We start from the raw sequence: 20,474 nt of genomic DNA, 5'->3' as shown, positions 1-20,474 counted from the left end.
AAACCGCCTTTCTGAAATTACTATATTTTGTTTTGAACTTATGATTATAATATTGCAAATTCACAAAATTTGCAAGAATCTTTTTTTCACAAATACGTCCCCTGCTTTTTAGGAAAAAACGCTGTATTTTTCTGTCAAAATCCGGCCGCCGCTTCCGGATTTTCCCTGTCGAAAAAGCTTGACAACGCAGAGACAAAGAAATAAAATACGTAGTATGTTACATAAAAAGGATGTGAACCCCATCGACACAGATGCTTCCGTCAGCCTAGCGCTCAAACAGATCAGCAACGCCTTTGTAAAAGACGCAAACCGCACGCTCAAACGAATCGGTCTTACGGTCTCTCAGGCAGAAATCCTCCTCTTTTTATACCACACCCGGATTCAGGAGGTCAGCCAGCGGGATATTGAATCCCATTTCGGACTGCAGCACCCCACGGTAATCGGTCTTTTGGAGCGGCTGCGCAAAAAAGGCTTTGTACAATGTGCCGTCAACCCGGAAGACCGGCGCTGCCGAACCGTTTCCCTCACCGAAAAAGCCTATGAAATTCAGCAGGAAATGGAGCTTCGCCGAAAAAAGATGGAGCAACACTTGCTCCGCGATATTCCGGACACGCATTTGACCCTTTTGCTGGAAACGCTGAATCAAATGCTCGTCAATATATCCGAAGAGGATCCTGCCGAGACGACCTTAAATATTGGAGACGATAGATGATGAAAATTGGACTTGACGTTGGATCGACCACCTTAAAAGCGGTCGTCTTAGACCATACAGACGCTGTGATTTATCAAAAATATGAGCGTCACTATTCCAAAATCTCTGAAAAGGCCGCCGCGCTTTTACAGGAAATCGCCGCGCTTCCCGGAATAGAAACGCCCACGCTCAGCATTTCCGGTTCTGCCGGGATGGGGCTCGCCGAAGGAATCGGGCTGCCGTTCGTACAGGAAGTTTATGCGACACGCATCTCCGCCAAAAAGCTTTGCCCGGAAACGGAAACAGTCATTGAACTCGGCGGCGAGGATGCCAAAATCCTGTTTTTGAAGGGTGCAATGGAAGTCCGCATGAACGGATCGTGCGCCGGCGGCACCGGTGCGTTTATCGATCAGATGGCTACGCTTCTCAATGTCACGCCGGCCGAAATGAACACCCTTGCCGGAGAAAGCACCAAAACCTACAGCATTGCATCCCGCTGCGGTGTTTTTGCAAAATCGGACATTCAGGCGCTCCTCAACCAGGGGGCACGCAAAGAAGATATTGCCGCCGCCATTTTTTCCGCTGTCGTCAACCAGACAATTGCCGGACTTGCACAGGGCCGACCGATTGAGGGAAACGTTTTGTATCTCGGCGGACCGCTGACGTTCCTGCCGCAGCTGCGCAGCGTCTTCGACCACACGCTCGGACTGCAGGGGCTGTGCCCGGAAAATTCCCTTTATTTTGTTGCAATCGGCGCTGCGCTCTCTCCTGGCGGCGCACCGGTCGACCTTTCGGCGCTTACCGAAAAAATCCGAACCTATTCTGCCAAGGGCGGCTACAAAAGCTGTGCGCCGCTCTTTTCCAGCGAAGCGGAATACCATGCATTTGAGGCGCGGCACAGCGGCTGCACCTTGCGCGCAAGCAGCACACTGCCAGAGGACAAAACCTGCTATCTCGGCATCGATGCGGGCTCAACAACACTCAAAGCCGCCGTGATCAATCGTGACGGCGACATTCTCTTCTCCCGGTATCTGCCGAACAACGGAAATCCTGTCCCGCTTGTGCGGCAATTTTTAATCGATCTCTATGAAGCCTATCCGGAAATTCAGATTGCCGGTGCTGCTTCGACCGGATATGGAGAAGAACTCATCAAAAACGCCTTTCAGCTCGATTTCGGCGTAGTCGAAACCATTGCGCATTTTACCGCTGCCAAAAAATTTGACCCGCAGGTCGATTTCATCATTGATATCGGCGGACAGGATATCAAATGCTTTAAAATTAAGAACGGCGCGATCGACAATGTCTTTTTAAACGAAGCCTGCTCCTCCGGCTGCGGCTCCTTTTTGCAGACCTTTGCCGGCGCAATGGGATACAGTATCGCAGAATTTGCAAAGCTTGGTTTGCAGGGAGACCGCCCGGTTGATCTCGGTTCCCGCTGTACGGTCTTTATGAACTCTTCCGTCAAACAGGCGCAAAAGGATGGCGCTTCCATTGAAAACATCTCTGCCGGGCTTTCCATCAGCGTTGTAAAAAATGCGCTCTACAAAGTCATTCGGGTGGCGCATGCGGACTCTCTCGGGTCCCACATCGTCGTACAGGGCGGCACCTTCCTGAATGACGCGGTTCTGCGGGCGTTTGAACAGGAAATCGGCAAGCAGGTAATCCGGCCCGCCGTTGCCGGACTGATGGGTGCTTACGGAGCGGCGCTTTATGCGAAATCCCGCTCGGCCGGCAAAAGCACGGTCCTCTCGCGAGATGCACTGGAAAATTTCACGCACAAATCGGTCAATACGACCTGCAACGGCTGTTCGAACCATTGCAAGCTGACCATCAACACCTTTGCCGGCGGCGGCCGCTACATTGCCGGAAACCGCTGCGAAAAACCGGTTGCAAAAGGCGCCTCCAGAGAGGCCTTCAACCTCTACGCTTACAAGCGCGAACTGCTCTCGCAGTATTCGACCGTCAAAGGAGAAGGCCCGACAATCGGACTGCCGATGGGGCTGAATCTTTATGAGCTTTATCCCTTCTGGCACACGTTCTTCCGCACGCTCGGATTCGGCGTCACCACCACCGGCGACTCTACCCGAACGCTCTATTTTGAAGGGCAGCACACCATTCCTTCCGACACGGTCTGTTATCCGGCGAAGCTTCTCCACGGACACGTGGAAGCGCTTTTGCGGAATCCGGAGGTCGACGTGATTTTCTATCCCTGCATGAGCTACAATTTCAATGAAAAGCACGGCGATAACCACTACAACTGCCCGGTTGTCGCATATTATCCGGAGGTCATCCACGCGAACATTCCACAGCTGGAGAAAAAAACGTTCATCAGCGACTATGTCGGCCCGCACCGCCGCCACGACTTCCCGAGGAAGATGCACGCCATCTTAAAACGGCACGGCTTGGAGGTTCCGCTTCCGGAAGTCACGGCCGCAGCTGATGCCGCTTATCAGGAATATTCCGCTTATATGGAAAAGATCCGGAAAAAGGGTGAAGATTTCCTTGCGATTGCCAAAGAGCAGGACTTGCCGGTCATCATTTTGGCCGGCCGGCCTTACCATCTCGACCCGGAAGTCAACCATGGAATCGACAAGCTAATCTGCGACTGCGGCGCCGTGCTTGTCACAGAAGACTCCGTCAGCCATCTGACGCCGAAATTCCGCACGCACGTGCTCAATCAATGGACCTACCATGCACGTCTGTATTCGGCCGCCAAATACGCCGCCGACCGGCCGCAGGAGAACATCAACCTGGTGCAGCTCGTCTCCTTCGGATGCGGCGTGGATGCAATTACCGGCGACGAGGTGCGATCCATCATTGAGGCCGGCGGAAAAATCTACACACAAATTAAAATCGACGAAATCACCAACCTCGGTGCAGTAAAAATCCGCCTGCGCAGCCTCTTTGCGGCATTGGAGCAGGCAAAGGAGGCACACGGATGAAAGAAGAATTGACCCGCGTAGAATTTACCAAAGAAATGAAGAAGGATTATACCCTTCTGATTCCCAGCATGGCAAAAATTCACTTTGAGCTGCTGAAAAATGTGTTTCGGAACTACGGATACCATGTGGAACTGCTGACAAACGAAGGGCGCGAACTGGTGGACGAAGGACTGAAATACGTCCATAACGACACCTGCTATCCGGCACTGCTCTGTATCGGGCAGCTGATGAGCGCGCTGCACAGCGGAAAATACGACCTGCATAAAGTCGCGCTCATGATGACGCAGACCGGCGGCGGCTGCCGGGCTTCCAACTACATTCACCTGCTGCGCAAGGCACTGAAAAAAGACGGTCTGGATTACATTCCGGTCATTTCCATCAACCTTTCCGGGCTGGAAAAGAACAGCGGGTTTCAAATTACGCTGCCGATGATCCGGCGTTCCCTTGCAACGCTCGTATACGGCGATCTGCTCATGCTGCTGGACAATCAGGTCAAGCCTTATGAATGCGAAAAAGGCCAGAGCGAAGCGCTTGTTTCCAGCTGGATCAACAAACTGACAGAACTGTTTAAACAGGGACAAGCCTACTCCCAAAAGGAAATGGTCCGTTATCTGGATGAAATCGCCAAATCCTTTGCAGCCATCCCCGTGAATCGCACACCCAAAGTCCGGGTCGGAATCGTCGGCGAAATTTACGTCAAGTACTCCGCTGTTGCCAACAACGGTCTGGAACGGTTTTTAAATGAACAGGACTGTGAAGTGATGGTTCCGGGCATCCTGGCGTTTATGCTTTTCAAGGTAGACAACCGGCTCGAGGACATCAAGCTTTACGGCGGAAATCCTGCAAAAAAGGCGCTCGTACGCGTTCTGATGGATTACCTTTCCAAGCTGGAGCTCTGCCTGATCGATACCGTGAAACGTTATCCGCAATTTGTGGCGCCTTCCCCCTACGCCCATTTAAAGGAGCTTATCAGCGGCGTCATCGGCTACGGCTGCAAAATGGGCGAGGGCTGGCTGCTCACCGCAGAAATGCTGGAGCTGATTGAAAGCGGCTACCGCAACATCGTCTGCGCACAGCCCTTCGGATGTCTGCCGAACCATATCGTCGGCAAGGGTATGATCCGCAAAATCCGCAACCTCCATCCGGATTCCAACATCGTGCCGATCGACTACGATCCCGGCGCTACACAAGTAAACCAGGAAAATCGCATCAAACTGATGCTTTCTGTCGCAAAAGAAAATCTTGAGGCAAATTCGCAGAAGAGCTGAAATTGCCCTTTACAACTGCATGCACACGAAAAAGAGCGATACGGTTTTGCCGTATCGCTCTTTCTGTTTTAAAAACGCTACCATCTTATTTCGCCTGCAAAACCAGCTTCACAGCTTCTTTCCATCCGGCATATTTGGCATCGCGGCGTTTTTTCTCCATAGATGGCAGATACCGCGCACGCACAGGACGGTTTTCCCGAATGGACTCGTCAAAAACGCCCAGTGCCAATCCGGCAGCATAGACGGCCCCGATTCCGGACAGCTCCTCGCTCTGCGGGACCACGACCTCGACGCCGCTCACGTCCGCCTGGAACTGCATCAGGAATGCATCTCTTGTCGGACCGCCGTCTACGCGGAGCTGCTTTGGCGCCTCGCCGTAAGCCTGCTGCATCAGCGAAAGGATATCCGTAATCTGGTACGCAATACATTCTTCTGCTGCGCGCACCAGTTCGGCCTTACCGCAATTTCGCGTCATTCCGCAGATCATGGCTTTCGCCTGATCCTTCCAATACGGCGCACCTAATCCCGAAAATGCCGGAACAAGGTACATTCCATCCATATTTCTGGCCGATTTCGCGAGTGCCTCCACCTCTTTTGCGGATGAAATCAGCTGCAAATCTTCCTCCAGCCACTTAATCACAGCAGCAGAATAATTGATATTTCCTTCCAATACATACTGTGCCTTCCCATCTATGCACCACGCAAGGGAAGTCACAATATCTTCGCTTGAAACCAGATGGGAGCCCACGTTCATCATTACGGAGGACCCGGTACCATAAGTGGCTTTGATGGATCCGGGCGTCAGACAGCCCTGCCCATAAAGCGCCCCATGGCTGTCCCCGAGAACGCCATGAATCGGAACCGGCTTCGGAAAATATCCCTCGAGGTCCGTCTCTCCGAAAAAGCCGTTGGAATCCGTCAGTTTCGGAAGCCACGCCGGATCCAGCCCAAAGCATGCGCAAAGGGAATCGCTCCAGCGCAGGGTATGCAGATCGAGCAGCTGCGTCCGGGACGCATTGGAATAATCTGTCCAGAATTCTCCGGTCAGCTTAAAAACCAGCCAGCTGTCCACCGTCCCGCAGCAGAGATTCTTTCGGTCGGGAATCGGCACATTTTCAACGGCCCAAGCAAATTTGGCTGCGGCAAAATACGGTGAAAGCGGAAGCCCGCTAACGGATTTAATCTGTCTCCTGGTTTCCGGCGTGTCGATTTTCTGGCAAATCGAAGCGCCTCTGGCGCATTGCCAGATGATGGCGTCACAAACCGGCAGCCCGCTTTTCTGATTCCAAACAACCGCTGTCTCCCGCTGATTGCTCAGGCCGATTCCGGCTACCCGTTCCCGCGCGATGCCAGTCTTTTCAAGCACCCCGATCACGCTTGCCAGCGTGTTGCGGTAAATTTCCATCGGATCATGGCTAATCCACCCGTTCTCATCAATGATCTGCCGGTGCGGCAGATCGTAGCGCCCCAAAATTTCTCCGTTTGCGCTGAAAGCCAGCGCTTTTGTCCCGGAGGTACTCTGATCGATTCCGATGATGATGTTATTTTCCACGCTGCATAAGCTCCTTCGCCTTTTTTTGCAGACCGGCTGCGTCCAGACCGTAATACGCAAAGACCTCGGCGCTGGTTCCGGTGATCACCGGCTCATCCGGAATGGCAGCGGTCTTGATCGGAACCGGACAGGCCTCTCCGACCAGTCTTGCGACCATGGAACCCAGTCCGCCATACACCGAATGTTCTTCCACCGTCAGGATGCGCCCGGTCTCCCGCGCAGCACGCAGGACAGCCTCTTCATCCATCGGTTTGATGCAGTACATGTCCAAAACCCGGACGGAAATGCCTTCCTTTTCCAACACTTCCGCAGCATCCTTTGCCGGTTTTACCATTTCGCCGCAGGCAATCATGGTCATATCATGACCGTCCCGCACCAGTGTCGCTTGATTCATCTGGAACAGACAATTTTCTTCGGTATAGACGTCCTCTACCGCATTGCGTCCAATTCGGATGTACGCCCCCTCCGAATCACGGGTTAAAATCTCCATCAGTTTCCTTGTCTGGAAACGATCGCTGGGCAGATAGACCCGCATGCCCGGAATGGCAGAAAGCGCCGCAAGATCCTGTAAAGAATGATGCGTCATTCCCAACGCGCCATAGCTGACGCCTCCGCTGATTCCAATCAGCTTGACATTCGTATGCGAATAGGCAACGTCCACCTTGATCTGCTCATAGCTGCGTGTAGAAAGGAAACTCGCGGGGCTGGCTGCAAAGGGGCGCTGTCCGCAATTTGCAAGGCCTGCAGCAATCGAGACCAAATTCTGATCCGCAATACCGATCTCCACAAACTGATCCGGAAACGCCTTTGCAAAACTTCCAAGCGAAGCCGACCCCCGGGAATCACTGCAAAGAACCGTAATTTCCGGATGTTCCGCCGCCTGCTCCATTAAAACATCGCAGATAACCTGTCGGTTTGTAATCGTATTTTTCATAGGAGTTTCTCCAGCCTTTCGTCTAATTCCCGCATAATTTCATCCCGCTGCTCCAAAGACGGTACCTTGTGATGCCATCCCGCCTGATTTTCCGCAACAGAATACCCGCATCCCTTTACGGTTTTGGCCAGTACGACCGAAGGCATCCCTTTTGTCGCCTTTGCTTCGGTAAAGGCGCGGTCAAGCGCACGGACATCGTTTCCGTCACACTCGATCACATGCCAGCCGAAATCTGCAAGCCGGCTGTGCATCGGCTCCTGCGACATCACATCCTCCGTCTTGCCGGAAATCTGCAAGCCGTTCCGATCAATCACTGCGGTTAGATTGTCCAGCCGGTAATGGCCGCCTGCCATAAAACCTTCCCAGACAGAGCCTTCGGCCAACTCCCCGTCTCCCATCACGACATAGGTTCGATAATCGCGCTTCTGCATTCTGGCTGCAAGCGCCATTCCTACGCCGACGGAAAGGCCGTGTCCCAAAGAACCGGAGTTCATCTCGATTCCACGGATTTTATTAGTCGGATGCCCGATCACCGGAGAGCCAAACTGCGAAAAGCTCCCGCACAATTCTTTTGTCAGAAATCCCCGGTCACACAGCACGGCATAGAGTGCCTCCACAGAATGGCCCTTGCTGAGAATAAACTGATCCCGATCCGGGTCGCTGACCTGATCCGGACCGACATTCATGTGGCGGTAATAGAGCGTAACCAGAATCTCCATTACGCTGAAGTCCCCGCCAAAATGCCCGCCTTTTCCGCGCAGGATAATTTCCGTGACATCTTTTCTGAGCGAAACTGCTTTTCTTGCCAATTCCAAATCTGTCATTGTATCTTTTCCCCTCTAATCACTGCTTTTACCTGTTCTTCTACCGGGTCATACAAATCTGGCTGCACGCCGATATATTTGCAGGCCTCATACAGGACCGGCAAAACATCCTGATAAACAGCCAAACAATGATGGATATACGGCCCGCAAACCAGCTTCGCTTCGAGCCGATCCAAATTTTCCACTTGAATCCACAGATAAGTCCCCTTCGTATACGGACCGGGCACAACCTCTGCATTGCCGAGCAGAAGGGAATATTCCCCATTATCGCCGTCAAACCGAGCGATTGTGAGGGTTCCTTCCGGATATTCTGCGCTCAGAGAGCCGGGATAATCAAATGCAATCGGATAGCCCAAAACCGGTTTTTCTTTCGCAAGACTGATCGGCCACGGGCCGCAATGCTGCAATAGTTCCGCGTTTTCGTTATGCGGATGACGAACCGTCCAATCGCAGAAAAGTGTCGGACTATTTCCCATGCTTGCCGCCTGTACGAGCAGCGAGGAGATGGCGCCGTGGATATCGGTTTCGCAGGCAACCGGGATTCCCATATCTGTCAGGATCGCATTTGCGGTGCAGGGCATAATGCCCAGCTCTGTCTGCATACAGTTCCAGCATTGTACGGCCACGGCACTGCAGCCGTATTTTTCAACCAGCCTCTTCATTGCAACCGTCAGGGCCGCAATGGTCTCCAGTTCCTGTGCGGTTACCTGTATCTCTGTTTTGGTTTGCAGCAGCGAAACGGTCTCCCGGACCGCATCCGCCTGCGTATCCCGGCAAAGCCGAATTTCTTCCAGCAATTCCGGCATCGGAACCGGAGAGAGCTGCACGCCGAACTTTTCCAGCAGTTCCCCTTCATTGCACATGGTGCTCCAAAAGTCGAAGGGACGCGGTGCAATCTGCAAAATCCGGATATTCCGGAATGTCCGCACAACGTTGCATACCGCCTGGAACAGCCGGATTCCCTGTGCGAAAGCGGCGTCTTTCAACCGGCAGTTTTTCAGATATGTAAACGGCACGCCAAACCGGCGCAGCACCTTGCCGGTTGCAAACATCCCGCACTGCGAATCCCGAAGCCGGCTGCCGTCCGATTCCGGCGCCTCATCACGCGGTCCCCAAAGCAGCACCGGTACGTTCAGCGCTTTGGCCAGTCTGGCCACCTCATATTCGGTACCAAAATTACAGTGCGGAACAAACAGGCCGTCGATCTTTTCCGCTCTGAATTTCTCCTCGATTGTTTGCCGTCCCGCTTCATCGTAGAGCAGGCCGTCCGCATTCACTTCTGCGATGTCCACAAAATCAACCTGCAATTCCCGCAGGCGCTTTCGCGTCAGATTCGCATACTTCACTGCATCCGGCGCACTGAAAACACTTCTGCGCGTAGGGGCAAATCCCAGTTTAATGGTTGCTTGCTGCATATGAATCTTCCTTTCTATGTATCGTAGTATTGTAAACTTAAGAGTTTATTGCAATCGTTCCGTTTCAGCCGTGTACTTTTGTCAGACGGATCGCCATATATTCTCTGCCCGGCAGCGGAACCTGGAACCGTCCTTTCCAAACGCCCGCCTCTTCTATCGTCATATTCCAGGTATCGATGACCTCTGCCCGGTATTCGGTCTCTTCATCGAAATTAAATTCCCGGAAGGACGGACGCATAAAGCTGTAATAGAACAGATGATATCCGGTTTTTTCCGCCAGTTCCGGTGATTCCGGAACCGCACAAACACTGTCCCACTCATAGGGAATCCCCTTCAAGCCGATCCCCGGCGTTTCCTGCAAAATCTGAAGCAAGAACGCAAAACGCTTCCAGCTTTCCCCCTTGCGCTTGCCGCCGTGCGACCACCACAAAACTCCATCTTCGCTCAGATACGTCTCCCCGTGCCCGGGATATCCCCCGCGGCAGGCAGCCTCCCAAAATCGTCTGAGCAGCTCTTGTGCGGAAATATTACCCCAGCCATGCTGAATATTGCCTTCATAAGCGATCTCATCCAGCACAACCGGCTTTTGATACCGGGCTCTCTAGGCATCTGTACATTCCGAAGACAGATGCAAATCCAAACGCTGCATGCTGCAGTGCGTAATCCAGGGCCTGCTGTGATCGTAAAAGGTATGGCAGTTGTGAATGGAACGCAGATGCCCGTACGGATCGTGATCGCAGAGCAATTTCGCGTATCGTTCCCAGTCCGCAAGCGTTTTGTGCTCCATCAGGTCATACTCATTGGCCAGTGCCCACCAGACGTTGCGATATGCAGAAAACCGGTTGATCACGTAATTCCAGTAAAGATCGTCCTGCTCCGCCGTCATCTGCGAAAATCCCCAGCGGTCATAGGGATGCATGACAATAAGGTTCGCTTCCACACCGAGCTCCTGCAACGCAGCAATGCAGCGCTCAATCTGCTGAAAATGCGCCGGGTGGAACCGGGTAAAGTCCCAGTGGTTCCCCTCTGTTTTTCCGGTATACTCGAGGAAGTTTTCCTTGGTCAGCACACTGCTGTCCATCGGGGTTCCTTCATAGGGATAGCTGCGCGGTTCGCCGAGGTTATAATCATAATGTTTTGGGAAAATGCAGAACCGGATTTTATTAAACTTCGCCTCTTTGAGACTTTGCAGCGTCTTTGCAATCTGCTCATCGCTCTGCAGCTCTCACACATAACAGGTCGTGCCGATTGGATAGTACGGCGTTCCGTCTTCATACGCAAAATGATAGGTATTTGCAGCCCGGACCGGCCCATGGTTTTTAGAAGAAGGCGCGGTTGTCAAAAAAGAGCCGCCGTATGTTTCGTCGGAAAAACTGCCGGACACCGTAAAGGTATACGCTTCCTCGAAAGACGGCATAAACCGGACTTTGTAAATGCCCTCGCCGTCATAAAATCCGGACACCCTTACTGTCTCATTTTTGGATGTAAACGTTCCTTGGACCGTGTAATCCGTAAACGGATTTCCTGCTGTCTTTCCGCGCGCCTGAAATTCAAAGAGTCCCCATTTTTCTACAGACGTTGGATAGCTGTGCATATTGTTCACCCCCCTAAATCATTTCATATAATTTTAAAATAAAATTTTATCATTTATTTTATTTACGGATTATTCTACAAAGCAAACAATCTTTTTGAAAATCCTGTGCAAAGCAGCAATCCTTTCTGATTTTTAGCATATATCTCGTTCGATCCTTTGTCAATTCCGTTTTTCTGTTTTATAAAATTTTATCTAATATTTTACTTAAAAGTAATCTATCCCTCTTGACAGAAAATTTGAGTTTCGTCTATAATGTTTTGCAGTAAGGAGCGGGTTTTCAATGAAAAAAACCATTTTAGAAATCAGCAAACGGTCCGGCTGTTCCCCTGCGACGGTTTCCAATGTTTTGAACCGGAAAAGAGGATTCAGCAAAGCAACGGAAGAAAAAGTTTTAAAAATTGCCAAAGAAATCGGGTACCGCACGCAGGCCAAAATGGAAAGCGTGCGTCTGGTGTCCTACTCCAAATCCGGGGATGTTCTGGCCGACACACCGTTTTTCTCCGCTCTCATTCAGGGGATCGAATACGAATGCCGAAATAACGGCATCCATATGACGGTTACAAATCTTTCGCAGGAGGATCCCGACTTTCAGGAAGTCCTGACCCATATTTTAAACGACAGCACCAGCGGCATTTTGCTTCTCGCCACAGAACTTGCGGATTCCGATATCGCGCCTTTCCACGAGGCTGCTGCACCGGTTATCCTGCTCGATAGTTGGTTTGACCGAAACCCCATGGACACCGTTCTAATCGGCAATACAGATGCCGTTTGCAATGCGGTCGAATATTTTATTCAAAACGGTCATACGCAAATCGGGTATTTGGGCAGCAGTTTCCGAATCAACAACTTTGAGGATCGGAAAGCCGGCTTGCTGCGCGCGCTGGATCGCCACGATCTTTGTCTTCCAGAATCATTTTGCGCGTTCCTCTCTCCGACCATGGAGGGCTCTTACCGGGATATGCTCGCCTATCTCAACTGTCACGCAACGCTTCCGACTGCATTTTTTGCCGACAACGACAACATCGCTTTCGGCGCAATGAAGGCCTTGCAGGAGCGCGGTCACCAGATTCCGGATGAAATTTCCATCATCGGATTTGACGATATGCCGTTTTGCGAAGTGACTTCTCCTCCGCTGACTACAATCCGCGTTTTCAAAAAAGAAATGGGACAGGAAGCTGTCCGGCGTCTGCTCAGTAAAGCAAACGCATCTGCTGGCTCTCCCTGCATGAAAATTGAGCTCTGCACAGAATTTGTCGAGCGCAGCAGCGTCCGAAACCGTTCTCGCTGAGCCGTCTTACAAAGAGCTGCAGCGCACTTCGCCTCTAATGCTTACAGCCGTTTGTTCTCCACAATGCACTTTTCTCTACAAAAAAGCGCTCCGTATGACTGCAGTTCACAGTCACACGGAGCGCTTTGGGTTTTCAAGCAGCTCTATTCACGCAAATTTTCAGTGGAACGCCGGCAGCCAGTCGCCGTGCGCTTCGATCAGCGCATCGCACATTGCTACGATTTCGTCGAGTGTCAACTCGGCCGCCGTATGCGGGTCGAGCATCACGGCGTGGTAAATGTGCTCTTTTTTGCGCGTCACGGCGGCTTCGATGGTCAGAAGCTGCACATTGATGTTCGTCATATTCATCGCCGCCAGCTGTACCGGCAGGCGTCCTACCCGGCAAGGTGTCACGCCGCAGGCATCCACCAGACACGGAACCTCTACACAGGCGTCGAACGGCAGATTTTCGATCAGGCCGCCGGCATTCAGAACGTTGCCTCCGATTTTCAGCGGTGCATTCGTAACCATCGACTCCATAATATATGACGCATATTCTTTGGAGCGCGTATGCGAAACCTTTCCGTCCGCAAGAATTCCATCCTTTTCTTTTTCCCAACCGGCAATCTGCTCAACACAGCGGCGGGGGTATTCATCGAGCGGGATCTGATAGCGGTCAATCAGCTCCGGATGCTGCGCCTTAATGAAAAACGGATTGTATTCCGCGTTGTGCTCACTGGATTCCGTGCAGTAATAGCCCAGGCGCCGGATATATTCATACCGAACCATATCGCTGTGCTTTTCAGTTGCGTTTTTTTCCGCCGCACGACGACGCACTTCGGGGTAAAGGTCGTTTCCGTTCCGGTCGCGCAGCTCCAGGAGCCAGGCCATATGGTTGATTCCGGCAATTTTTTCCTGACGCCCTTCGAGTTTATCCTCCATACCGAGCGCCTGCAGCAAATGTTCCGAACACACCTGCACACTGTGGCAGAGCCCTACCGTTTTGATCCCTGTATACCGCTGCATATAGCCGGTCAAAATCGCCATCGGATTCGTATAATTCAGGAACCAGGCATTGGGGCAGACCGCTTCCATGTCGTGCGCAAAATCTTCCATCACCGGAATGGTCCGAAGCGCGCGCATGATGCCGCCGATTCCCAATGTATCGGCGATCGTTTGGCGCAGGCCGAACTTTTTGGGGATTTCAAAATCCGTAACCGTACAGGGTTCATACCCGCCGACCTGAATTGCATTGACAACAAAGTCAGCCGACCGAAGCGCTTCGCGACGGTGTTCCACGCCGAGATACGTCCGAAGTTTTGCCTTGTCAGAATTTATTGTTTTGTTGATTGCAGAAAGAATAATCTCCGATTCCTTGAGGCGGACCGGATCAATGTCATAAAGTGCAATTTCGCAGCCGCAAAGCGCCGGTGTACACATGACGTCTCCGAGGACATTTCTTGCAAAAATCGTGCTTCCCGCACCCATAAACGTAATTTTCATTTTGCCTTCTCCTCTTTTCTCAGGTTCTATCCACATTATAGCGAATTTTTCCTTTCAGGAAAGGAGAAAGTGTTGCATATTTTTATTAAAATGTTGCATTCTAAAGCATTTATTCTTTTACCGCCGCGCCGCCGAGAGACGTCACCAGCGTCTTTTGCGTCAGGACAAAGAAGATGATAAACGGAATTGCTACCAGCAGCGCGCCGGCAGCAAATGTCGTAAACAAGTTCTTTTTATCCGTCACCAAACTGAACAGCCCCAGCGCCAGCGTCTGCTTTTCCGAAGAGCGGAGCACCATCTTCGGAAAAATGAAGTCCAGCCAGGGCGTTGTGAAACTGGAAATCATTAAAAAGGTCAGGATCGGCTTTGCAACCGGCAGCACAATCCTGTAAAACACGCGGAAGTGACTGGCGCCATCGATCCGTGCCGCCTCGTCCAGGCTGCGCGGAATGGTATCGAGATAACTTTTTACCAGCCAGACGTTGTACGGAATATTGCCCGCCACATAGACCAGCACCAGCCCCCACAGAGTATCGATTCCGCCGATCCGCAGCAAGATTACATAAATGGCAATCATTCCGATAAAAGAGGGAAAAATCTGCAAAATCAAAAGCGCCATCATCATGCTTTTCTTCAAAGGAAAGCGAAACCGCGAAAAGACATAGGCGCCAAGCGATGCAATGACAACCGTTCCGGCGGAAGAAAAAACCGCGATAATCAGTGTATTGCGGTACCAGAGCAGATAGTTCGTACTCTCAAACAGATATCGAAAATGCGCAAGCGTCACGCCGTCTCCGAATGGCACCACGCTCAGCGACGCAATCGAGGAACCCGGCGAAAACGCGCCGGCCACAACATAGACAAGCGGATACAGCGTCACCAGAGAGACCAGCGTCAAAAAAAGAAAGATGATTCCCGTATTCACGCGCTGCATCGTCCTGCTTTTCATATCAAAGTTCCCCTTCCCGATAGGATTTGGTTCTGCGGAAATTCAAAATGGCAAACGGCGCAATCACCAAAAACAGAAGCACCGCAACCACCGCCGCATAGTTGTACTTGAGCAAATTTACCGTGAGCTGATAGATCCAGGTTACCAAAATATCCGTTCCGCCGGCCGCAGTAATGGTGCTGTCCGAAACCTTCGGCATGCCGCCGGTCAGGAAGAAAATGGCGCCGAAATTGTTGATATTGTGTGTAAACGACATGATCATCAGCGGCGTCGTCTGATACATGACGAGCGGCAGCGTAATCTTGCGGAACACCTGCGCGCGGTTGGCGCCGTCAATCCGCGCCGCTTCATAAACATCCGGCGAAATTGCCGTCATGGTGCCAAGGGTCAACAGCATAAAATACGGAAACCCTGCCCAGAGATTGACGAAAATACACATGAATTTTGCGAGCAGCGTATCGCTCAGCCAGGGGATCGGTGCAGAAATCCAGCCCAGCTCCATCAGCGTCCGGTTTACAATTCCGAAAGAGCCGTTGAGCAGGTTTTTCCAAACCAAAACACTCACAACAGACGGCACCGCATAAGGCAGGATAAAAATCCCGCGAAAAACCGGCGCAATCCGCAGCCGGCTTTCCTGCAGAAGCACCGCAAGGAAAAGCCCGCCGAAATAGCAGGTCAGCGTCGCGCTAAGCCCCCAAATCAGCGTCCAGAGCGCAACCCGTCCAAGCGCCGAAGTCCAGGCCGCTTCTCCGCCGAACAAATCAGAAAAATTTTCAAACCCAACCCAGTCCACCGTATTGTTTGGCGGAATATGATTGGGGGACGCGTAGTTTGTAAAAGCTGCACAGGCGGAAAAAACAAGCGGCACCACCACAAAAAAGAGCACCAGCAGAACTGTCGGTGCAAGCCCGAACACCGGAAATGAGTTTCCAGAAATCCGCCGGCCTGCCTGTTTGCCCGGGTGTTTTTTGAGCACACAGAACGTTTCATAGGATGCAAGCGCACTTTTGACCGAAAGGACATACAGCGCAAAAAACACCGCCAGCACCGCACACACCATCACGCCGTCAATCAGCATAAATACAGAATTATCCCGCAGTTTCACCGGAAGTTCCGGCTGCGGGGATCCGAGTGTAATCAGATCCCGCAGCTTCCGCACAAAAAACGGAGACAGCACCAGCATCACAATTTCTGCAGCTGCAAACAGCAGCCCTTTCAGATATTGCCGGAAATAAAGCAGATGCGCAAGACCCATAAACAGGATGGAAACCGCCCGCACCTTTCCACGCGAGGAACCGTCGGTCTTCACAGGGCATCCTCTCCTTTTCAAAAAATCCATTATCGCGCAGAAACCGCCGCATTTGCAGCGTCCAATTCCTTCTGCACGTCCGCACCGTTCCAGATGTTTGCGCTGGCGCTTTTCAGTGTCTCCCAAAAGGAGGCAACCTCCGGCAGCGCCGGCATCGGCACTGCATAAGAAAGCTGTTTGGAGAAACTTTCCGCATAGGGGCTGTCCACCGAGATGGTCGTCGCCGGAAGCGTACCGGTCAGGGTAAACCGCAGCTTCTGCATTTCATTCGTCAGAAGAAATTTCGCAAACATTGCCGCCTCTTCCGGATGCTCTGTGTATGCAGAAACCTGCATCACACGCGTACCGGAAAAAGAAACCGCCGGTTCGTCACTGCCCGGAAGGCTCGGAAGGGTTGTGACGCCAAAATCGACGCCCGCCTTTTCAAACACATTGACATTCCAAAGGCCTGTCACATACATCGCGGCGTTTCCGCTTGAAAATGAGGACGCGCAAATCGAATCGTCCGCAATATCTGCTGCCGGAACATCCAAAATCGGCCGCAAGGACTGAAATGCCCGCATTCCAGCTACCGCTTCCGGCGTATTCAAATTGGGTGATGCCGCGTCCTCTCCGCGTTCTCCAAACAGACGGTTGCCGCCGTTTGTCAGAAACATAACCGTATAATAGCCGGTTGCAACATTCATCATAAAGCCGTATTTTCCGGGATTGGCCTCTTCGAACGCTTCTGAAAACGTGCGGACCTCTTCAAAGGTTTTCGGCACCTCGTCGTCCTGCAAATATGCCCGATTATAAAACAGTGCATACGTTTCGGCCGAAACCGGGTACCCATACATCGTTCCGCCGTACGTTACCGCATCGAGGCAGGCGGGCAAAAGATTTTCCGATACGGTTTCCGGATCGTCCGTCGGCAGGATATGCCCGCCGGAAACCAACTCTCCGAGCGTGTCGTGCGACGTGGCGAACACATCCGCACCGATTCCAGCCGGGCCGTCCAAGGCAATCTGGTTGCGTGCGTCCCCGAGTTCTACGTTTTCATACACCACATGGATGTTGGGATGGATCTTTTGAAATGCCTCTCCCGCTTCCCGAATGAACTTGTCCGGGCCTTCGGTGGACTCCCAAATCTTGAGCGTGATTTCTTCATCTGCCGTTTCGCTGGAGCTCCCGCTCTCCGTTTTTTGTGTACTGCATGCCGCCATAGAAAACAGCAGCCACACAGAAAGCAATCCGCATATGATTCGTTTCATCCTGATTTTTGGATACAGCTTGCCGTATCCGTTCCTCCTTTTTCCGGCATTTGCGGCCCGTTGCGGGCCGCAACTATCAAACAGTTTTCCACAGGTGGTCCTAAATATACAAAGCCGGGCTTTCTTGAAAATCACAGCAAAAGCGCAACATCATACTGTCTGAGCCAAAAATTCAGCTGCAAAAGAAAGGCTGGAAGCCGCGTTTTTTCATAACCGGAATTCCCCTGCAGCAGCATTCTTTCGATCTCTTTCGAGAGCAAGCGATGCACCGGCTGCTGCGGATCCCGCAGCACCATGGAGAGCCATTCTGCCGGAATGATTCCGCACGCCAGCTTCTCTGCACACAGACAGGGGACACGATCCAGCACGGCATCCGGCAAGAGTCCGCGTGCCACATCCCGCAGCAAGCGCCCGCCGCTTCCTGCTTTCTGCGTCTGCAAAAAGCAGGTTGCTGTTTCGACCAACCGAAAATCCGCATACGGCGCCCGAAGTTTCACACCGCTTGCCGCCGCACACCGATCAAGCCGCCGCAGGGTTTCTGCCAGATTCCAGCGCAATTTGCCAAGCATCGTTTCCGGGCTGTCCGCACACTCTTCGGTCTGCATTTCCTGCATACAATTCGCAAGGCACAGTTCTTCTGCAAGTTCCGGTTTTAAAAGCGGCGCCGGCTCTTTTGCAACCCAAGGGAAAATTTGTTGCGGTTCTGTTTTTCCGTTTAAAACCTGTACCGCACACACATCACATAGTGCCACCTGGCTGTGGATCTGCTGAAAATAATAAAGATTCGCCGCATCTGCTTCTGCCGTGCCGGGCAGATCCTGTACCGTTACAGCATCATACAGCAGTGCTGCCAACTCCTCTCTGCTGCAGGCAATTTTTTGAATATCCGCTTCCAAAACGCCGGAAAACGCTGTTTTCGGCGTAAAACACGAATTTTCTCCGCACAGCCCGAACGAATAGACCGAAAGCCGTTTTCCTCGCTGCCGGCACTGCTCCGCCGCAAGCGCTGCTGCAATATAGGACTCCAGGCGCGCTTCCATAAGGAAACAGGGTTCCGTTTCCGCCTGCATCTGTCTGGCGACAATGTCCTCAAGCAGCACCCGAACCCGGTAAACCCGCTCCGGATAAGAAACACCCTTCCAGCAATCCTGCGGAAAATCATACGGCGTTACGTGCAGACCTTCCCGCCCGAAAAAGCCGCATGTCCCGGGCAAAAACTCCCGGATTCCGCAAAACACACTTTGGCCGCCCTGCGCCGCGCCAAGGCAAAGCAGCTTGCAGAGTCCTTCCCGGTCTACCGCCGGGTTTACGCCGGGATATTCAAATAGCGCCTTGATTTCGGATGCAAATACAAGACGCCCGTTGACCTCGGTATAAAACAGCGGCTTTGCGCCCAAACGATCTCGGCAAAGAAAGGTTTCGTTCCGAAGTCCATCCTCTACCGCAAACGCATAAACACCGTTGAGTTTTTCTGCGCAGTGCGCTCCAAAATAAAGGTACGCCTGCAGCATCACCTCTGCGTCTCTCTGCGTTTCAAACCGCGCGCCAAGCCCGCGCAGCTCATGCCGCAGCTGTGCCGCATTGTACAGTTCGCCGTCACAGACGATGGTGTAACGCACATGATCCCGCACACAGCAAACCGGCTGCACCGGTTTTTCAGACGCGAAATGCGTCTGCGCAAATGCGGTATGTGCTGAAACAGTCAGGCCGCTGTCGGATCCGCACGTTTTCAGCCGGGCGGCCATCCGCTTTGCAAGCGTTCCCCACAAATAGGATTCCCCGGTAAGCTCCTCTACGTAATCACAAAACCCTGCAATTCCACACATGCGTATTCCTCCGTTTCCCACAGCAACGTTCCTCTGATCCAGTATATGCGGGTGACCATTGTCTTGACGCCAAAAAGAATCCGGGAATCTCTTTGGGATCGATTGAAATTCCCCCGGCAATCAGGTATAATTATTATTACAGAATGTTTTCTGACCATCACAAGTCCATCTGACGTTTCGGATTGATCACGGGAGGTTCGCATGGCATTTTTACAGGTTGACTTCTTCTCGGACGTGCTGGGGATGAGCATGCAGATGCATGTGCTTCTTCCGCAAAAAACATCGAAACAAATCGGTCTTTCCGGAATCCGGAAGGATGGGAAATACCCGACGCTTTATCTATTGCACGGCATGAGCGACGATCATACCATCTGGATGCGGCGCACCTCCATCGAGCGGTACGCAAGCGAACTCGGAATCGCCGTTGTGATGCCCAGCACACACCTTGGATGGTACACCGATATGAAACACGGTCTGCCCTACTGGACCTATCTTTCAAAAGAGCTGCCGCAGATCTGCCGGTCTTTCTTTCCCAACATGTCGGACCGGCGGGAAGAAACGTTTGCCGCCGGTCTTTCAATGGGCGGCTACGGCGCCTTAAAGCTTGCGCTCGGGGTTCCTGAAACCTTCGGAGCAGCAGCCTCCTTATCCGGCGCAACGGATATCACCCGCGTTTTCAGCGCAGAAATGCTCGCCGGTTCGCCGCACGAGGTCTCTGTTTTTCAAAACGCTTTTGGCACTTTACAGGATCTCAGCGACAGCGAAAATGACCTCTTCGCGCTTGCCCGGCGTCTGAAAGCATCCGGCAAGCCGCTTCCCCCGCTCTTTCTCTGGTGCGGAACCGAAGACTTTCTGCTGAAAGCGAATCGCAGTGCGCGGGACATTTTCTTGCAGGAGGGTTTTTCTCTTACGTATTCCGAATCCCCGGGCGACCACAGCTGGCGCTATTGGGATGAACAGATTCAAAACGTTCTAAAATGGCTTCCGATTTCCAAAGCGGAAACGCTTTCTTTTTAGATTCTGAACATTGGCTTGCGGAAATTTTTTCGCAAGCCGGTTTTTCGGTCGGCTGTTTTTTCAGCCGGTAAAATCATCCAGGACGTTCTGCCCAAAACGGCCGCAGCGCCCTGACCAAATCAAAATGGCGGTG

At 52.3% G+C, this 20,474-nt stretch carries 17 protein-coding genes; 5 read left to right on the top strand and 12 right to left on the bottom strand.

Features of this window, described 5'->3' with window-relative positions; translation table 11 throughout:
* Nucleotides 1-214 precede the first annotated feature (214 nt).
* From IAG03_RS07445 to IAG03_RS07435, 3 genes are read left to right on the top strand one after another with little or no spacing between them, the layout of a single operon-like run.
* Nucleotides 215-712 (top strand): MarR family winged helix-turn-helix transcriptional regulator, encoded by a 498-nt coding sequence (locus IAG03_RS07445; RefSeq protein ID WP_249319494.1) that lies wholly within the window; start codon nucleotides 215-217, stop codon nucleotides 710-712.
* On the top strand, nucleotides 712-3,633 hold the full coding sequence (locus IAG03_RS07440) for an acyl-CoA dehydratase activase-related protein (protein ID WP_249319529.1): 2,922 nt from the start codon (nucleotides 712-714) through the stop codon (nucleotides 3,631-3,633). The genes IAG03_RS07445 and IAG03_RS07440 overlap by 1 nt, the downstream gene beginning before the upstream one ends.
* A complete protein-coding gene (locus IAG03_RS07435) occupies nucleotides 3,630-4,901 on the top strand; it encodes a 2-hydroxyacyl-CoA dehydratase (RefSeq protein ID WP_249319493.1) in 1,272 nt (423 codons plus the stop codon). The genes IAG03_RS07440 and IAG03_RS07435 overlap by 4 nt, the downstream gene beginning before the upstream one ends.
* 85 nt (nucleotides 4,902-4,986) lie before the next feature.
* Here the strand turns inward: IAG03_RS07435 and IAG03_RS07430 are convergent, their stop codons facing one another.
* From IAG03_RS07430 to IAG03_RS14415, 7 genes are all read right to left on the bottom strand, one after another.
* Nucleotides 4,987-6,453, bottom strand: a complete 1,467-nt coding sequence (locus IAG03_RS07430) for a glycerol kinase GlpK (RefSeq protein ID WP_249319492.1) — start codon at nucleotides 6,451-6,453, stop codon at nucleotides 4,987-4,989.
* On the bottom strand, nucleotides 6,443-7,387 hold the full coding sequence (locus IAG03_RS07425) for a transketolase family protein (RefSeq protein WP_249319491.1): 945 nt from the start codon (nucleotides 7,385-7,387) through the stop codon (nucleotides 6,443-6,445). Before IAG03_RS07425 ends, IAG03_RS07430 begins: the two co-directional genes overlap by 11 nt.
* Entirely contained in the window at nucleotides 7,384-8,211 is an 828-nt protein-coding gene (locus IAG03_RS07420) for a transketolase (protein ID WP_249319490.1), read from the bottom strand. The genes IAG03_RS07425 and IAG03_RS07420 overlap by 4 nt, the downstream gene beginning before the upstream one ends.
* Entirely contained in the window at nucleotides 8,208-9,626 is a 1,419-nt protein-coding gene (locus tag IAG03_RS07415; protein ID WP_249319489.1) for an L-fucose/L-arabinose isomerase family protein, read from the bottom strand. Before IAG03_RS07415 ends, IAG03_RS07420 begins: the two co-directional genes overlap by 4 nt.
* Nucleotides 9,627-9,690: 64 nt before the next feature.
* Entirely contained in the window at nucleotides 9,691-10,203 is a 513-nt protein-coding gene (locus IAG03_RS14425) for a DUF5605 domain-containing protein (RefSeq protein ID WP_346726119.1), read from the bottom strand.
* A gap of 24 nt (nucleotides 10,204-10,227) precedes the next feature.
* Nucleotides 10,228-10,830, bottom strand: a complete 603-nt coding sequence (locus IAG03_RS14420) for an apiosidase-like domain-containing protein (protein WP_346726121.1) — start codon at nucleotides 10,828-10,830, stop codon at nucleotides 10,228-10,230.
* A gap of 21 nt (nucleotides 10,831-10,851) precedes the next feature.
* Nucleotides 10,852-11,220 (bottom strand): DUF5060 domain-containing protein, encoded by a 369-nt coding sequence (locus IAG03_RS14415; protein ID WP_346726117.1) that lies wholly within the window; start codon nucleotides 11,218-11,220, stop codon nucleotides 10,852-10,854.
* 280 nt (nucleotides 11,221-11,500) lie between these two features.
* On the opposite strand from IAG03_RS14415, the gene IAG03_RS07405 reads away from it, so the two are divergent.
* On the top strand, nucleotides 11,501-12,508 hold the full coding sequence (locus IAG03_RS07405) for a LacI family DNA-binding transcriptional regulator (protein ID WP_249319488.1): 1,008 nt from the start codon (nucleotides 11,501-11,503) through the stop codon (nucleotides 12,506-12,508).
* Between the two features lie 159 nt (nucleotides 12,509-12,667).
* Here IAG03_RS07405 and melA read toward each other — a convergent pair whose 3' ends face one another.
* The 5 genes from melA to IAG03_RS07380 all read right to left on the bottom strand — a co-directional run bounded on the left by melA (nucleotide 12,668) and on the right by IAG03_RS07380 (nucleotide 19,324).
* Entirely contained in the window at nucleotides 12,668-13,990 is a 1,323-nt protein-coding gene (gene melA / locus IAG03_RS07400) for an alpha-glucosidase/alpha-galactosidase (RefSeq protein ID WP_249319487.1), read from the bottom strand.
* Between the two features lie 109 nt (nucleotides 13,991-14,099).
* The gene (locus tag IAG03_RS07395) at nucleotides 14,100-14,939 is read right to left on the bottom strand and encodes a sugar ABC transporter permease (RefSeq protein ID WP_249319486.1); all 840 of its coding nucleotides are present in this window, start codon (nucleotides 14,937-14,939) and stop codon (nucleotides 14,100-14,102) included.
* Between the two features lies 1 nt (nucleotide 14,940).
* Complete coding sequence (locus IAG03_RS07390) at nucleotides 14,941-16,248, bottom strand: carbohydrate ABC transporter permease (RefSeq protein ID WP_249319485.1); 1,308 nt, start codon at nucleotides 16,246-16,248, stop codon at nucleotides 14,941-14,943.
* 29 nt (nucleotides 16,249-16,277) lie between these two features.
* Nucleotides 16,278-17,498: an extracellular solute-binding protein gene (locus IAG03_RS07385; RefSeq protein WP_249319484.1), complete on the bottom strand. Its 1,221-nt coding sequence runs from the start codon at nucleotides 17,496-17,498 to the stop codon at nucleotides 16,278-16,280.
* A gap of 131 nt (nucleotides 17,499-17,629) precedes the next feature.
* Nucleotides 17,630-19,324, bottom strand: coding sequence for an asparagine synthetase B family protein (locus IAG03_RS07380; protein ID WP_249319483.1), 1,695 nt, complete (start codon nucleotides 19,322-19,324; stop codon nucleotides 17,630-17,632).
* A 201-nt stretch (nucleotides 19,325-19,525) separates the two neighbouring features.
* On the opposite strand from IAG03_RS07380, the gene IAG03_RS07375 reads away from it, so the two are divergent.
* Complete coding sequence (locus IAG03_RS07375) at nucleotides 19,526-20,341, top strand: alpha/beta hydrolase (protein WP_249319482.1); 816 nt, start codon at nucleotides 19,526-19,528, stop codon at nucleotides 20,339-20,341.
* Nucleotides 20,342-20,474: the final 133 nt, after the last annotated feature.

The organism is Yeguia hominis (assembly GCF_014384705.1).
In the GTDB taxonomy this organism is placed as follows: Bacteria; Bacillota; Clostridia; order Oscillospirales; family Acutalibacteraceae; genus Yeguia; species Yeguia hominis.
This window is presented reverse-complemented; position numbering and strand designations above follow the sequence as displayed.

What these genes read in the sequence shown, in the direction of transcription:
- IAG03_RS07445 (WP_249319494.1), top strand. Translation starts at nt 215, where the DNA reads ATGTTACATAAAAAGGATGTGAACCCCATCGACACAGATGCTTCCGTC.
- IAG03_RS07440 (WP_249319529.1), top strand. Translation starts at nt 712, where the DNA reads ATGAAAATTGGACTTGACGTTGGATCGACCACCTTAAAAGCGGTCGTC.
- IAG03_RS07435 (WP_249319493.1), top strand. Translation starts at nt 3,630, where the DNA reads ATGAAAGAAGAATTGACCCGCGTAGAATTTACCAAAGAAATGAAGAAG.
- IAG03_RS07425 (WP_249319491.1), bottom strand. Translation starts at nt 7,387, where the DNA reads ATGAAAAATACGATTACAAACCGACAGGTTATCTGCGATGTTTTAATG.
- IAG03_RS07420 (WP_249319490.1), bottom strand. Translation starts at nt 8,211, where the DNA reads ATGACAGATTTGGAATTGGCAAGAAAAGCAGTTTCGCTCAGAAAAGAT.
- IAG03_RS07415 (WP_249319489.1), bottom strand. Translation starts at nt 9,626, where the DNA reads ATGCAGCAAGCAACCATTAAACTGGGATTTGCCCCTACGCGCAGAAGT.
- IAG03_RS14415 (WP_346726117.1), bottom strand. Translation starts at nt 11,220, where the DNA reads ATGCACAGCTATCCAACGTCTGTAGAAAAATGGGGACTCTTTGAATTT.
- IAG03_RS07405 (WP_249319488.1), top strand. Translation starts at nt 11,501, where the DNA reads ATGAAAAAAACCATTTTAGAAATCAGCAAACGGTCCGGCTGTTCCCCT.
- melA (WP_249319487.1), bottom strand. Translation starts at nt 13,990, where the DNA reads ATGAAAATTACGTTTATGGGTGCGGGAAGCACGATTTTTGCAAGAAAT.
- IAG03_RS07395 (WP_249319486.1), bottom strand. Translation starts at nt 14,939, where the DNA reads ATGAAAAGCAGGACGATGCAGCGCGTGAATACGGGAATCATCTTTCTT.
- IAG03_RS07385 (WP_249319484.1), bottom strand. Translation starts at nt 17,498, where the DNA reads ATGAAACGAATCATATGCGGATTGCTTTCTGTGTGGCTGCTGTTTTCT.
- IAG03_RS07380 (WP_249319483.1), bottom strand. Translation starts at nt 19,324, where the DNA reads ATGTGTGGAATTGCAGGGTTTTGTGATTACGTAGAGGAGCTTACCGGG.
- IAG03_RS07375 (WP_249319482.1), top strand. Translation starts at nt 19,526, where the DNA reads ATGGCATTTTTACAGGTTGACTTCTTCTCGGACGTGCTGGGGATGAGC.